Below are 14,069 nucleotides of genomic sequence, written 5' to 3'. Positions count from 1 at the left end.
ACCGTCTGTTTCTTTTTCAATATAAATTTACATAATATAAAATAAAAATAATAATATTGTCAAAATATTGTATTGAAGGTTGTTCAAATAAATGCTATAATTTAGGTACAAGTTTAAACGGTTATTTATTTAAAAACATAAAAGGAAGTGAAAAGATGTCGATAAGAACCAAAATGGCTATGGAAGCCTCATTAAAAAAATTACTGCTTAAAAAACCTCTGGACAAAATTACAATATCCGATATTACCGACGACTGCGGAATAAGCCGCATGACTTTTTACTACCATTTCAAAGATATTTACGACCTTGTTGACTGGATTTGTCTCAACGAAGCCCATCAAGCTTTACATTGTCTGAAATCCTTCGATACTTGGCAGCAGGGATTTCTTGAAATGTTCAAAACAGTACAAAAAAGCAAATCATTTTTCATCAACGTATATTCTTGTCTGAGTCTCGAAAAGGTTGAGGGATACCTCTACAATCTTACATACAGAATGCTTTACAATGTCGTTGATGAAAAGGCAAAAGGACTTAACGTAACAGAAGCCGATAAAAAATTTGTAACCGATTATTTTAAATTTGTACTTGTAGGACTTATGCTTCAGTGGATTAAAAACGGAATGAAAGAAGCTCCCGAGGATATTGTTTACAGATTCATCACCACATCACAGGGAAATATCATGTTGTGTCTTGAAAGACTTGCCAATGCAGCGGATAAAAAAACTGCACCTCAGATACCTCTTACATCCTGATAGTTACTGTTTATATTATTATAGAAAAGCTTTGAAAAAACAACGAAATTTATTTTTTAGCTTCGGTATACAATAGTCTTTTGGTGATAATTTTTTTATCATTTCCCCTATATTGTTTATTTTATTCTAATGTCAAAAAGGGTATAATTTCGTTGTTATATAGAACTTTGTCTGAGTATATTGTGATTTCAAACTTATTTTGCCATACACATAAACCTTTTTATACATTTTCCGAAATTATTTTATACTCTCGAAGTTTGTTCTTTCAATCCTTAATAATATTTATGCAAAACAGGAAGGTTGGTCACCTTCCTGTTTTTCCTTTCTAAAAATCTAAAAAAGCAGACGCCGGCGAAATTACCGGCGTCTGCTTTTTTTATTTGAAGGTATAGGCAAATGCGTTATTATTCTTCAAACATAGTGGTTGAAAGATATCTCTCACCTGTATCAGGAAGCAATACAACAATGTTCTTACCCTTGTTCTCCTCTTTCTTTGAAAGTTCAGCTGCTGCCCACAAAGCGGCTCCTGAGGAAATACCCACAAGAATACCCTCTGTCTTTCCGAACTCTCTGCCCATGTTCATGGCGTCGTCGTTTTCAACCTTTATAATCTCGTCATAAACGGAAGTATCAAGAATTTCAGGAACAAAACCGGCGCCTATTCCCTGTATTTTGTGAGGGCCTGGATTTCCGCCGGAAAGAACCGGAGAAGAGGCAGGCTCAACCGCAACAACCTTTACATCAGGATTTTTCTCTTTAAGATACTTTCCGACACCGGTTACAGTTCCGCCTGTTCCAACGCCTGCAACAAAAATATCAACCTTTCCGTCCATGTCCTCCCAGATTTCCGGGCCTGTTGTGAGGTAGTGTGCTTCAGGATTTGACGGGTTTACAAACTGACCTGCAACAAAGCTTCCCTCAATCTCCTTTGAAAGCTCCTCAGCTTTGGCAATAGCACCTGACATGCCCTTGCTTCCCTCTGTAAGCACAAGCTTTGCGCCGTATGCCTTCATAAGCTTTCTGCGCTCAACTGACATAGTTTCCGGCATAACTATAATAATTTCATAGCCCTTTGAAGCGGCAATAGCGGCAAGTCCTATTCCTGTGTTTCCGCTTGTAGGTTCAATAATCACCGAACCCTTTTTCAAAATTCCGCTTTTCTCCGCATTTTCAATCATTGCTCTTGCAACTCTGTCCTTAACGCTTCCGGCCGGATTAAAGTATTCAAGCTTTGCAAAGATATTTGCCTTTGCGCCAACCTTTTTCTCTGTGTTAACTGCCTCTATAATTGGAGTTTTTCCTATTAACTCTGTTACTGATTTATAAATTCCCATAATAATTTTCCTTTCAAAATTCAAACTGATATCAATCGTCTTTATTTATTGTTCCCCTTTTATTTGAAAACAAATCGTTACAAACAAAATCTTTATGAGAGAGATTTCTGTCTTCTAAAAGATCTTGAAGCGTAATGCTGTCAAAATAACTATCAATAAATTCTTGAAGTTTCTGCCACATAGGAAGTGTGGGACACTTGTCAGCTCTTTCACAGGTGTTTACATCACATTCAAGACAGGAGACAGGCGCAAGACTGCCTTCTGTAAGCCTGAGAATACTTCCAACAGTGTATTCCTCCGGGCTTTTTGAGAGCTTGTAGCCGCCGCCCTTGCCACGCAAACCCTCTACATAGTTTGCCTTTACAAGTATAGAAATAATAGCCTCAAGATATTTTATGGAAATGCCCTGACTTTTTGTAAGCTCACGCAGAGGTATGTAGTCTTCAGTGTTTCTGAGAGCCAATTCCAGCATTATTCTCAGGGCGTAACGTCCTTTTGTAGATATAAACATATGAGCACCTCCTATATACCTATAATACTATAAGTTTAGTAGGATTTCAAGACTTTTTTAAATCCGCCGTGAAATATTGTTTAAATTAACATAACTCAATATTAAAACGGCGGATTTAACTTAAATTTGTATAACTTTTATCTGTTCAGAACCCATATCAAGCTGTGACATAACCGCATCCTTTACCAAAAGGGAACTATTGTCATCCATATTCTGGGAAGCTACCACAACATTGCATCCCTCATCGGAGATAAAACATACCACATCGGTAAAGCCTTTTGCTTTTAAAAGGTTTTCAATATTTGACTGGGCAAGTATAAGTTTTTCCAGCTGAGAAACCGACTCTGCTGCCTCTTCCTTTGCCTCTTCGCTGTTTTCACTGAGGCTTAATACTTCCTTTGCATCCTCCAAAACCTTTGACTGGGTCTGTTCCCTGTCTGTTCTCACAGTTGAAAAATAGCTTATCTGTTCTTCGGTAAGCTCAGCCTTTACCGCTGTGGTGTTCTCACCTTCTGTTGTCTCCTCGGCAGATTCCGTTGATTTGTCATCATCGCCAAAAATGCTGTCAAAGATACCTGCTTCCTGAGTTTCGTCGGTTATGTCGCCGTTTACATACTGAGCCTCTCCCAGCTTTTTGGATGCGTCAACGGACAGCATGTCGCTGTTTCCCGTAAACTGCCAGTTAAGATAAACCGCAGCACCCAGAGCCAGCACAAGTGAAGCCATAAGTATATGTCTTTTTTGTATTTTCATTTCTATTCCTCCTGATAATCATATAATTTTGTGACGCTCACCCTTGAGGATGATATATTAAGCGCCTTAGTCACTACATCAATAATTTTTTCTTTTGTAACGGGATTTTCACCGCCGTCACAGACCACAGCCACACCACGCACCGTAGGCTCTATGCTTTTGGTTTTGGTATCGCCGTTTGAAAGATAGACATACTCAACGGAATTTTCCATTGTCAGCAGGATTTCACATCTTCCCACCCCGCTGATTTTTGAAATTATTTCTTTCAGTTCCTTTTCCAGATTATCTCCGTAAATCTCCGCACTGACAGATGTTTGAGAACCGTCATAAGCCTCGCCGTTTTCACCTCCGTCCCACAGTGACGAAAGAAAAATCAAAACAATTCCGGCAATCCCCAAGGCTATAATTATCCTCAGTGTATTTTCCTTTATCGGAAATTTTCCGGCAAGGTCAAAAACCGTCTTTTCTTTTGTCTTTCCCATTTTAAGCCTCTTTCCCTTCATCAACAGTTATAATATTCGGAAAAACTTTAAAGTCATTCTTTATAAGACTGTTTATCTTTGTTCTGAACAACCGGTTTTGTTCCTGATTTATGTATATGTTTATTTCTTCAACATATATTCCATGGTCACTGTCGGTTTCAAGAATAATTCTTATGTCGGAAGCCTCTATGCCCTCCTGCTTCAAAATATAGTCTGTATATTCACAGAGCTTTTCTTCCGCAACAGAGATAACCTCATTTTCATAGTAATCCTCATACTCTGCGGAAAGCTCTTCTCCGTCCGGCATTATATAAAGCTCCTCAGAAAAATCAACAGAGGTCTTTGTAAATGAGGATATCACCACAGCAAGCAAAAAAATCCCCATAACTACGTTCATTATCTTCTTTGTATTTCCCAAAGGGGCGATAATTCCCACCGCTGCGCTTATTACACAGCAAAGGCAGATTATCCCGCCCACCTCGCTTATAAAGCTCACGACGCACCTCCGGCAACCAGTATAATTGTTGTGGATATTACGAAAATCGTGCAGACGGACAAAAGCAAAGCTATCAATACGCCCAGCACCGAGGAAACGCCGTTTAACAGCGTTACCGCTGTATTCTGTCCCAAAATCTCACCGACAAGCTTGCACAGATTAAGTGATAAAAGCCACAGCACACACTGAATAAGAACCGGTAAAAAAATAACGGCTATGGAGATAATAACAAAAACCCCTATTCCCGATTTTAAAAGTCCCATACCGGATTTTACCGTCCTGTAAGCCTCTGAAAGCGCTGAACCCACCACCGGCACAAAGGATGAAACTGTAAACCTTACAGCTCTTGTGGCGACAGAATCGGCAGAGCTTGTAAGCAAGGTATTAAAGGTAAGCAGAGCCGAAAAAACAGACATTGAAAAAGCAAGTATCCACTTTACCGCTCTTGAAATAGCCGAAGAAATCCCACCCAGCTTTAACTGAGGGGACATTCCCCCCATAACCGAAATTCCAAGAAACACATTCATAAAAGGCACAATCACATGGGAAGATAACAGAGAAATAACATTTCCCACACCAATCATAACCGAATAGTAAGCCGCACCGCTTACGGAATTTCCCGAGGAAATAACAATCCCTGCAAAAACCGGCAGATAGGCAAGCAAAAAGCTTGTGGAAACCATAAGTGAACCGGCGCAGTTTTCAATAAGCTTTGTAACAGGAAGAACTATTATTGAGGTCACAGCCAATACGGAAACCGTTCCCATAACCTCGCTCATGGGCGAGCTTTTAAGCCCTTCCCGAAATCCGTCCAGTATGGCAAAAATTATCATAACACCGCATACGGAAGCAAAAACACCGAAAGGCGTTTTCCCCTGGCCGGTTATAAGCTTCATAGCCTCTCCGGCAAGCCTTGAAAAATCCAAATCAAGAAGAGAGGAATAGTCAGGCCCGTAAATATCAAGGCTGTTTAAAATCTCCTTGGTATCGTCGGGAAGAGCGTTTATCAAGTCCTCTCCCTGCTGAAAATCCTCTATGTAATCCAGCGCATCATCCTTGTCCCCCTGTTCCTCTCCGCTGTTTTCGGTGGTTTCCGGTACTGCCTGATACTCCTCGCCTCTTACAAAAATTGATGACCAAAGCACCAGCAGAAACAAAACAGAAATCACGCAGAACACTTTCAAACACCTTTGTTTTCTTTTGCAGTCAAAGGAAATCATCATAATCTTTACGTCCTTTAATTTAATCAGCCTGCCGACAAAAGACCCAAAGCCAAAGAAAGCAGGTCTTGAAGCATCGGCATAGCGGCAATCAATATCATAATTTTTCCGCAGAGCAGCACATTGTTTCCCAGTGCGGAGCATCCGGCGTCATTACAGCAGTCGCTTGCAAATTCCGTAAGGAAGCATATTCCCAGAGCTTTTATAATCACCTCTATATATTCCAGATTTATTGAAAAATCCTCTGCCATCTCACGTATAGTTTCCGTAATCTGAGATACTTCCCCAATCACATAAAGGATAATTATAACGCATCCGCAGACCTGCAAGGCAAAAGCCGCTTCTCCGTTGTGCTTTTTCACCAATAGGGAAAGTATTGCACAGACTATTGCCGCTCCGCATACTCCTGCGATATTCATAGCTAAAGCCCAAAGACAGATTTTATTGTGTCAAAGAGATTGTCAATCTGTCCTATTATCATCATCAAAGCGACTATCAAGCCTGCCAAGGTTGTGAGCAATGCCTGCTCTTCTCTTCCGCTTCTCACCAAAAGCTGGTTAAGCACAGCCACAATTATTCCTATTGCGGCAATTTTGAAAATCATATCTACATCCATAACTTTTCACTCCAACGCTTTATAAAAGCAGAAGGGCAAACGCCGCTCCCGCACAGACGCCGCATATTCTGTAAAGGCGTCCTTTTGTCTTTGCCTCCTCTTTCGCCGCCTCATAACTCTGGCGGAAAAATTCTTCATACATGGAAAGATGGTCTATCTGACCTTCTGTGTCTGTAGCTCCCAGACCTCTGCCCAATCCATATAAAAGATTAAGGTCATCCGCTGTCAAACTGCACCCTGCGGCAGCTTCAGCCGACATACCGTTCCAGATTTCCGAAAAATCATCCTCTCCTGAAACCACATTAAAATCACCGAAATATTTTTTCACAAGAGGCTGGGAAGCGCTCTCCCTCACCGCCGAATAGATTTCCTCACCTGTAAATCTGATTTTAGATTTTAAAGTACCGATAAACACAGTGGCATCTCCCAGAAAATTTCTTCTGCGGAACAGATTTTTACTGCTTATCTCTCCGAAATAACAGCAGGCTGTAAAAATCAAAATAATTCCCAGCCACTTAACCATGGGGATATTCCCCCAGTTTTATTATCTCCCCTATTGTTCCCGCCTCTTTACAGCTTTTCAGAAAAACCATGTTTGCAAACGCCCCTGTTTCCAAAAGCTTTGCGCCTTGACTTCTCTTTTTAAGCTGAAGAGGATTTTTGCAGTGAACCGTTGTGACAAATGTGACTCCTGAGTTAAGCCCACGCCTTAATGACTCCACGTCATCTTCTCCCAATTCGTCACAGATGATAACCTGAGGCGAAAGACATCTCACCGCCTGTTCCACACCGTATTTAACTGTATAACCGTCCAAAACATCGCAGTAACCGGAATCCTCACGGGGTATTCCCGAGCATACAGAGCATATCTCCCCTCTTGAGTCAACAACCGTAACCCTCATTCTGCGGGTTACAGAAAGCTCGTAAGCCAAATCCCTGAGCATTGTGGTTTTTCCCGAGCAAGGCTCTCCGCAGATAAGTATTCCTCCGCTGTCGATAAGGCTTATAAGCTTCTCTGAACACCCTCTGTGTGAGGTCGCCACTCTTATGTTAATTCCGCTTATGTTTTTCACATTGGAAATCCCGTTGTTTTCCCACACGGCAGTTCCCGTAATTCCGGCACGGTGACCTCCGTTTATTGTTATGTATCCGCTTTTTATCTCCTGTCTGTGGCTGTAAACGGAATTGTTACAGAGATTTTTAAAGGTTTCGGAAATATCCTCAGGAAAAACCGTGACACACCTTTTCGGTTCAAACTCATTTGTTATATCTCCGTTTTCCATAAGAAAGCAGTTTTCACCATTTACAGTGAACATTAAAGGTCGTCCGGCTCTCAGTCTTACCTCCTGAATATTTTTCTTTTTATCCCTTTGCATAGTAAACAGACGTCTTCTAAGCCTTTGGGAAACCACACAGCAGGCGCAGTCAAAAGCTTTTTCAAAATCTATGGCAGTTTTGTCCATTTTTCTCATTCCTCCTTTGTCTTTACCAAATACTTATGAAAGGCAATAGGAAAATATGCAAAAAAATCCCCGAGGGATTAAGTAATATCACATTAATCCTTCGGGGATAGATATTAGGTTTTAAATTTTTATTTACAGGTCTTCATTTGAAGCGATAGCAAGCTGTATTTTTGTTGCGTCATATACGGTAATCTTTCCGTCCTTATTTGTATCCGCCGCTTCAAATACAAATTTATCTGCTGAAATAGCCTTTACCAGATACTGCTGTATATAAGAAGCATCGTCTATTGTCATACTTCCTGAACCGTCTGCATCGCCCAAAACGAAATCAGGCTTAACAAGCTCAAGGGAATTAACAGCGCTTTCTATGGCCTTTAATGCCTCATCAACCTGAGTCTGTGTAATCTCTTCTCCTGCCTCAGCCTTTGCAATTATTGCCTGTGCTTCGTCAATAGCTGTTTTGAGAACCTCTCTGCTCTCGGCTGTGTATTCTTCCATATCAACCATCGGGAGAGCTTCTTCCACCTTGTTTTTAAGCTCTGTTACATCAGGTTCTTCAACCAATGCGTTTACAACCTTCACTATTGTAAATGAATGAGGTTCTACAACAACTCTTGCAGTTTCGCTGTTTTCAGCTACTGTCTCAGTGGTTCTGATAACATCAACATTGTCAGGATTGTCAATAGTATTTTCCGCATAGAAGGTGTCGCCGGAGATGTACTGGATTTCCAAAGTTTTTCCGGAAAGGTCAACTCCGTCAACCTTAATATCGACAATACCCTTACCATCAACCTTTGAATTTACCAAAGCAAGATATACGTTTCCGTCGGCGTCCTTGCTTGCCATAGCGGCATACTGTTCAGTTCCGTTATCGAGAATTCTTGTGTCGCTGAATGTAGAGGAAAGAACATCAGTACCGGAAGCACTGTTGTACATTTCAAATACCCTTGCGCTCGGTGTTGAGAAGAACTTATAATCACCCTCACCGGTAATTATGTCTGCGCCCTCCTGCGGAACCGCCTGGATAACAGCCTGCTGTGTAGGTCCAAGGGAATCTCCGCCGGATGAGTACCAGTCAACAAGGCAGTGCTTCTGAATATATGGGCTGTCAAGTCTTATGTACTCCATAAGAACACGGGCTATATACAAAGCGTGTGTCTGTGAACGAACCATTGTATCATAAGACGGATAAATACCGTATTCGGAAATAGCCGGAACCTTAGTATTGTCACCTGTGATAGTTCTCATTTCATTTACAAGGTTTGAAACTCTTGAAACTGTTCCCGGAATAAGGGAAAGTGTGCTGTAATAGAACTGTTTCTTTGTTTCCTCGTTTGCGCTTCCGCCGGCAGGTGTTCCTGCGTATGGATGAATTGTCATGCCGTCATAAAGGCTGTCAGCGCCTTTCTGATGCATAATATTTATAAAGCTTGATGTTTCCCAGCTTGTGTAAATATAAAGCTCTTTTTCCTCTTCGCCTTTGCTCTTGAGGTTGTTGTTTATCTGCTCCATAGTGTCACGCATAGCCTGACTGATATCTATGAAGCCTTCTCTTTCAACTGTGTAGCTTACAAAAATCCGGCTGTCCTTTGGAGGAATAGCTCCGTTCACACCGTCACCGAAGATAATTCCGCCTGTTGCATAGTCGATTTTTGCAACCTTATCGTTAGCTCCTGCTGTTGAAAGGTCGGAAACTACTTTCCATTCTTCATTGCCCACATAAACCTTTGTGGTTTCGTCGTTACTGCTTATAGCTTTAAAGTCCGCATAATCCGCAGGGTCATAGTTATACTGCTCCATAACTCCGCTGTTGCCGCTTGTTATATCTCTAAGTCCGATATCTCCGTTGGCAATACCCAAAGCCGGATGAGGATTAGCATATCTCATATAGAAAATCTGATTAGCTGTTCCGTCTGACTTTGATTCTATTGAATTCCAGTCATCATATGCAACAGCGTACTGTTTTTCGCAGACAACAGTGCCGCCCTCAATATATGCATAATCGGAAGCCTTTCCGTTTACATAGTTTGTCCAGAAGCCCTGGCTCCAAAGTCCGTCGCCGTCCTTGCCGCCGCCCTGGTTCATTTCGTTGCCCATTTCAAAGTAACGAACATTGTAAGGTTCAGGATGACCGTTTTCAGCTCTCACTGCTGCCCAGTCAATTCCGCCGTTGGGGTTTGAACCGTCGTTTGGAGCATTAAGGTATTCAACAAGGTCTGCCGCATCGCTGGCGCTTCCTCTGCCCATTCCGTAAACATAAACAATCTCAGAACCAACATCGGAAGCAAAGTCGCCTACCTCTTTAATACCAAAGTTAGAGGCTATACCTCTCTGAGGCTGACCGTTGCTGTTTGTGTTGTAATAACCGTGAACCTGGTCAAGTCTTTCGTCCTTGCTGCCCAATGTTCCCTTCCACTGGAAGAGGTTTGAAATTGAACCGCCCGGATAACGGACAGAACCAAACCCTGCTTCCTTATACAAATCAACAAAGTCCTGTTTCATTGTCATTGTTTCGGAATCAAATGTGCCGTAACCGTTGAAACCGAAACGATGGTTAATACCGAATACGCCGTTGTCTATTATATTTGTAACATCATCTGTATTTATTGTAACAACAATAGGTGAAGCATTCTGATAATTATCATAAGCTGTGCTCAATGCTTCATATTCTGCGAGCATATCCTCGTAGATAATATTTTCCGGGATTTCTGCGCTGTGGTCAACAGCCTCTTTCAAAGCTATGTACTCCGGCATGTCCTCAGTCAAATCGCCTGAAGCCAAAGCTTCCTTCGCCTTTGTCAAAAGCTCGTTATATTGAAGTTTTAAAGCCACAAGCTTCTGCTCGTTTACAGCAGCAGAATTAAGCTGATATATTCCCTTAACTTCATTTTCAGAAAGAGCCCTTGTGTACAGACGTATTTCATCCATACTTCCTGCAAACTGGTCTGAATTTCCAAGCTGCTTGTGAGAACCTATAATCAAATCTGTAACAGCTGTGGCGTTATTTTTGCTGAGAGTATGTTCACCAAGCTTAACACCGTCAAGATACAAAGCTATTGTATAATTTCCGTCTGTTCCGTTTGATTTAACAAGAGCCAAATGCTGCCACTCATTATAGCTTGTGGCCTCTCCGAAATATTTGTTTTCCTCAGAAATATATGTGCCGTACTGACCGCTTGTTGTTCTGAAAAGCAAGCTTCTGCCTGTTGCAGTGCTCTGCTGAATAAGAACAGTGCTCATGGTAGTATCTTTCTGATCCTCAGAATTTTTAACCCACATGGTAATAGTAAATTCATTTTGTGAATTCAATCCGTTAGAAATGGTAACATTGGAGCTGTTGCCGGAAGTCTTTTTAGCAAATGAAAGCATTTTTCCCATGCTCTCAATATCGGACTCAGCTATTGTAAGATTACTTCCTGACATTGTAGCTGTCAATGTGCCGCCCTGAGCCATATTTTCAAGAGAACCGCTGTCTGCTGTCCAATATCCCACAAGACCCTTATTTAATGCGTCCTCGCCGTCAACTGCTGTATTAAAATCAGCAATCTTTTCATTAAGGTCAGAAATGGCATTCTGCTTTTCCTCTGTTGTTCCTGTCTCCAAAGCAGCCTTTGCCTTTTTCAGTGAATTGTCAAGTGAAACATATGCCTGATGTGTTGTTTCAAGCTTTCCGCTCTTCAGAAGGCTGTCAGCCTGTGATATTGCAGCTTCAAGCTGAGAATTCACAGCTTCATCTGTCTTTGCATTGTAAAGAGCCTTTACATCATCAGCTGTGAGAACTCTCTCATAGAAACGCAGGTCGTCTATGTCACCTGTAAACTGACCGTTGTCCTTGTCTGTTTTGTTCTTATGAGAACCGATTATAAGGTCTGTAACCTTGTCAATTACCTGTGAAGCGTCACACTCACCTGTATATGTCTGCTCTCCGTTAATATAGAACTTGAGAGTATATTTTCCATTGTCAAGGTTTTCCTTTGTAATGGTGATATTCTCCCATTTTCCATCGGCGGTTGCAGACGATGTTACTATGCCTGTGCCGTTCATGTAAACAGTGTACTTATCCTCAGGACTTCTGTACATGAATGTTTTTCCTGTTGCGCCGTCCTTATCGGCAAACTGCAAAATAATTGTGTTCTGATTGGTAACCTGCTGTGATGAGTTGTTTACCCACAGTGAAACTGAAAAATCTTCCTGCTTTGGATTAAACATATCTCCAATAAACATTCTGGAATTTTCCGCAGCATCGCCCTTAGACTCAAAGTGCAGAACCTTTCCGTATGTTTCGTCACCGCTGTCCTTTACGGACACCTTGTTTCCCTCAAGCACAGCTTTAATCGAAGAATCCGAACCGATATTGACAGGGTTGCCGCTTGCATCGGTTTCTTCAAAATTCCAGTGTGCCGTCAAATTGCTGTCTATATCAGCCTTTGGAGTTATTTCCGCCGATGATGAATAAACGCACATGGTGGAAATCATGCCCAAAGCCAAAATAACAGACAGTATTTTCTTAGCTCTCTTCATTTTTATCCTCCTTTTTATGTTTATACAGTCGATTGAAACCCAAAGGAATCAAACTACCAATATACAAAATCACACACCGCAAGCCTATGCAGCAATATAAACAAAATAACATATCATATAGTTATTATTATAACTAATTACAATAAGTTTTTCAATAGATTTACGAAATATTTATTTAAAAAAGTTTCATCTAGCAAATTAAATAAATTTCTAAAAACACAAAAAAGAAGAGCGGACAGATTGAGATTTTCTGTCCGCTTAATTAAGTCTTATAAAATTGGAATAAATATCAGATTTTTAATTTTTTTATCATGCTTTCCCTGTCTTTCTCGTCGGGATGAGAAAGAGCCATATCAAAGTTTTTAATAAGCATCTGAGCCTGTGCCGCTTTATCCTGGTCTGCAAGCATTTTTTCATATCTATCTCTTACAGCCATAGGCATTTTTCCCTGGCACATAAACATTTCCATAATTTCATTGTCAGCAGGAATTAAAGCCTTGACGCCATTTAAAATCTTTTCAAAATATTCATCGCTTACGCCAAAACCGGCAGTTCCGAAAAGATAAATCCTCTTTCCGTGAAGGCTTTCAAGAAAATTCTTCACCTTATCGGTACAACTGCCCTTGTCCGTCCAAAATCCAACAAAATATGTATCCGCCTCAACTGCGTTATCGATATCTCCGCAGTAAACGCAATCCTTAATTTCTTCCGCTATCCAATGAGCCAAAAGCTTTGTATTTCCTGTTTTGCTGTCAAATACCACTGCACTTCTCATAATACTTCCTCACTTTCAAACAGCATTGTTTAATTGTTAACATAATTAAATAATAAACCTGTTATATGTTGTAAAGATTACGTCCATGTGATTTATATATGATATTTAAAGCCTTATTCCAAAGCCCAAAGTTTCCATAAGATTCATGTACATAAGCTTCTGTACAAAATCGCCTGGATGAAGACCGTCGTTTTTACAGCCCTCGCCGCAGATTATATCGTCAATTTTCTTTCCGGAAGCCACAAGATAATTTTGAATATATCTGTAGTTGTCCACAAAGAGAAGATTTTTCTCATCTGCCACCATAGTGAGGATTGTTTCAATATCCTCGCTGTGATGAATACGGTTAATATAGAATTCATTGCTTTCGGTAGACGGATTAAGGGACGCAAGCACAATGATTTTTCCCTTTTTCTCCATAAGCTCTGTAAATTTAATAAGGTTATCATAAAGTTCATGAAGTCCGTCAGGTCTTTTTCTGTCGTTAGCACCTGCAAGCAAAATCACAATGTCGTCGTCTTCATCAACTATTTTATCAAAATTATTTAAAAGCTGGGTTGTGTTTGCCCCGTCACAGCCCTTGTTAATTACAGATGAGCATGGATATTTTTCGCTTATGTATTTTGCAAACAATCCACCCCAGCTGTTTGGAGCAGTTTTTCTGTAAAAAATATCTTCACCGTCTTTGAAAACAACCTCATCGGTTCTGACACAACATGAACTTCCTGTTCCTGCGGAAAGGCTGTCGCCTGTTATCTTTATTTTTGCGCCCTCTTTGATTTTCTTTATTATTTCAGACTTATATCCCATAAAATCACCGTTTCTTTTATATAAACTGAAAAAAGCACCTGCATATGCAAGTGCTTTTTTCTTGGCGGAGGACAAGGGATTTGAACCCTCGCGCCGGTTACCCGACCTACTCCCTTAGCAGGGGAGCCTCTTCACCACTTGAGTAATCCTCCAAGATGGCAAATTAAATTGCTAAAAAATAAATGGCGGAGAGGAAGGGATTCGAACCCTTGGTCCCTTGCGGGATCACTAGTTTTCAAGACTAGCTCCTTAAACCACTCGGACACCTCTCCATCGCAACTGACAGTGGATATTATATCACAGACAAACCGTCTTGTCAACATTTTTCATAAGTTT

General features: G+C 40.9%; 14 protein-coding genes and 2 tRNA genes. 1 reads left to right on the top strand and 15 read right to left on the bottom strand.

Features of this window, described 5'->3' with window-relative positions; translation table 11 throughout:
* The first annotated feature begins 155 nt into the window (after nt 1–155).
* Nucleotides 156–752, top strand: a complete 597-nt coding sequence (locus tag CGICJO_RS05845) for a TetR/AcrR family transcriptional regulator (RefSeq protein ID WP_486499973.1) — start codon at nt 156–158, stop codon at nt 750–752.
* Between the two features lie 404 nt (nt 753–1,156).
* Here CGICJO_RS05845 and cysK read toward each other — a convergent pair whose 3' ends face one another.
* The 15 genes from cysK to CGICJO_RS05770 all read right to left on the bottom strand — a co-directional run bounded on the left by cysK (nt 1,157) and on the right by CGICJO_RS05770 (nt 14,005).
* Nucleotides 1,157–2,089, bottom strand: coding sequence for a cysteine synthase A (gene cysK / locus CGICJO_RS05840; RefSeq protein ID WP_486499997.1), 933 nt, complete (start codon nt 2,087–2,089; stop codon nt 1,157–1,159).
* A 28-nt stretch (nt 2,090–2,117) separates the two neighbouring features.
* A complete protein-coding gene (locus tag CGICJO_RS05835) occupies nt 2,118–2,597 on the bottom strand; it encodes an RrF2 family transcriptional regulator (RefSeq protein WP_486499972.1) in 480 nt (159 codons plus the stop codon).
* 120 nt (nt 2,598–2,717) lie between these two features.
* A complete protein-coding gene (locus CGICJO_RS05830) occupies nt 2,718–3,350 on the bottom strand; it encodes a SpoIIIAH-like family protein (RefSeq protein ID WP_486499971.1) in 633 nt (210 codons plus the stop codon).
* 2 nt (nt 3,351–3,352) lie between these two features.
* Entirely contained in the window at nt 3,353–3,832 is a 480-nt protein-coding gene (locus CGICJO_RS05825; RefSeq protein ID WP_486499970.1) for a SpoIIIAG-related protein, read from the bottom strand.
* A gap of 1 nt (nt 3,833) precedes the next feature.
* Nucleotides 3,834–4,328 (bottom strand): stage III sporulation protein AF, encoded by a 495-nt coding sequence (locus tag CGICJO_RS05820; RefSeq protein WP_486499969.1) that lies wholly within the window; start codon nt 4,326–4,328, stop codon nt 3,834–3,836.
* Nucleotides 4,325–5,551: a stage III sporulation protein AE gene (locus tag CGICJO_RS05815; protein ID WP_486499968.1), complete on the bottom strand. Its 1,227-nt coding sequence runs from the start codon at nt 5,549–5,551 to the stop codon at nt 4,325–4,327. The genes CGICJO_RS05820 and CGICJO_RS05815 overlap by 4 nt, the downstream gene beginning before the upstream one ends.
* 23 nt (nt 5,552–5,574) lie before the next feature.
* Nucleotides 5,575–5,967, bottom strand: coding sequence for a SpoIIIAC/SpoIIIAD family protein (locus CGICJO_RS05810; RefSeq protein WP_486499967.1), 393 nt, complete (start codon nt 5,965–5,967; stop codon nt 5,575–5,577).
* A 2-nt stretch (nt 5,968–5,969) separates the two neighbouring features.
* The gene (gene spoIIIAC, locus CGICJO_RS05805; protein ID WP_087378961.1) at nt 5,970–6,164 is read right to left on the bottom strand and encodes a stage III sporulation protein AC; all 195 of its coding nucleotides are present in this window, start codon (nt 6,162–6,164) and stop codon (nt 5,970–5,972) included.
* Between the two features lie 19 nt (nt 6,165–6,183).
* A complete protein-coding gene (locus CGICJO_RS05800; RefSeq protein WP_486499966.1) occupies nt 6,184–6,687 on the bottom strand; it encodes a stage III sporulation protein AB in 504 nt (167 codons plus the stop codon).
* The gene (locus CGICJO_RS05795) at nt 6,680–7,636 is read right to left on the bottom strand and encodes an AAA ATPase domain-containing protein (RefSeq protein WP_486499965.1); all 957 of its coding nucleotides are present in this window, start codon (nt 7,634–7,636) and stop codon (nt 6,680–6,682) included. Before CGICJO_RS05795 ends, CGICJO_RS05800 begins: the two co-directional genes overlap by 8 nt.
* Nucleotides 7,637–7,759: 123 nt before the next feature.
* Nucleotides 7,760–12,148 carry a LamG-like jellyroll fold domain-containing protein gene (locus CGICJO_RS05790; protein WP_486499964.1) on the bottom strand — a complete coding sequence of 1,463 codons (4,389 nt, stop codon included), beginning with the start codon at nt 12,146–12,148 and terminating at the stop codon, nt 7,760–7,762.
* A gap of 289 nt (nt 12,149–12,437) precedes the next feature.
* Entirely contained in the window at nt 12,438–12,923 is a 486-nt protein-coding gene (gene bilS / locus CGICJO_RS05785) for a flavodoxin family protein BilS (protein WP_486499963.1), read from the bottom strand.
* A 105-nt stretch (nt 12,924–13,028) separates the two neighbouring features.
* Complete coding sequence (locus CGICJO_RS05780; RefSeq protein ID WP_486499962.1) at nt 13,029–13,733, bottom strand: SGNH/GDSL hydrolase family protein; 705 nt, start codon at nt 13,731–13,733, stop codon at nt 13,029–13,031.
* A gap of 62 nt (nt 13,734–13,795) precedes the next feature.
* Nucleotides 13,796–13,885 (bottom strand) — tRNA-Ser (locus CGICJO_RS05775).
* A gap of 31 nt (nt 13,886–13,916) precedes the next feature.
* Nucleotides 13,917–14,005, bottom strand: a tRNA-Ser gene (locus CGICJO_RS05770).
* Nucleotides 14,006–14,069: the final 64 nt, after the last annotated feature.

The organism is Candidatus Limousia pullorum (genome assembly GCF_057405065.1).
The sequence above is the reverse complement of the archived record's forward strand: the minus strand, read 5'-3'. Positions and strand labels throughout refer to the sequence as shown.

Coding starts and splice junctions, on each gene's coding strand:
- CGICJO_RS05810 (WP_486499967.1), bottom strand. CDS start 5,967: ATGAATATCGCAGGAGTATGCGGAGCGGCAATAGTCTGTGCAATACTT.
- CGICJO_RS05835 (WP_486499972.1), bottom strand. CDS start 2,597: ATGTTTATATCTACAAAAGGACGTTACGCCCTGAGAATAATGCTGGAA.
- CGICJO_RS05845 (WP_486499973.1), top strand. CDS start 156: ATGTCGATAAGAACCAAAATGGCTATGGAAGCCTCATTAAAAAAATTA.
- CGICJO_RS05780 (WP_486499962.1), bottom strand. CDS start 13,733: ATGGGATATAAGTCTGAAATAATAAAGAAAATCAAAGAGGGCGCAAAA.
- CGICJO_RS05830 (WP_486499971.1), bottom strand. CDS start 3,350: ATGAAAATACAAAAAAGACATATACTTATGGCTTCACTTGTGCTGGCT.
- CGICJO_RS05790 (WP_486499964.1), bottom strand. CDS start 12,148: ATGAAGAGAGCTAAGAAAATACTGTCTGTTATTTTGGCTTTGGGCATG.
- CGICJO_RS05795 (WP_486499965.1), bottom strand. CDS start 7,636: ATGAGAAAAATGGACAAAACTGCCATAGATTTTGAAAAAGCTTTTGAC.
- CGICJO_RS05800 (WP_486499966.1), bottom strand. CDS start 6,687: ATGGTTAAGTGGCTGGGAATTATTTTGATTTTTACAGCCTGCTGTTAT.
- spoIIIAC (WP_087378961.1), bottom strand. CDS start 6,164: ATGGATGTAGATATGATTTTCAAAATTGCCGCAATAGGAATAATTGTG.
- bilS (WP_486499963.1), bottom strand. CDS start 12,923: ATGAGAAGTGCAGTGGTATTTGACAGCAAAACAGGAAATACAAAGCTT.
- CGICJO_RS05825 (WP_486499970.1), bottom strand. CDS start 3,832: ATGGGAAAGACAAAAGAAAAGACGGTTTTTGACCTTGCCGGAAAATTT.
- CGICJO_RS05815 (WP_486499968.1), bottom strand. CDS start 5,551: ATGATGATTTCCTTTGACTGCAAAAGAAAACAAAGGTGTTTGAAAGTG.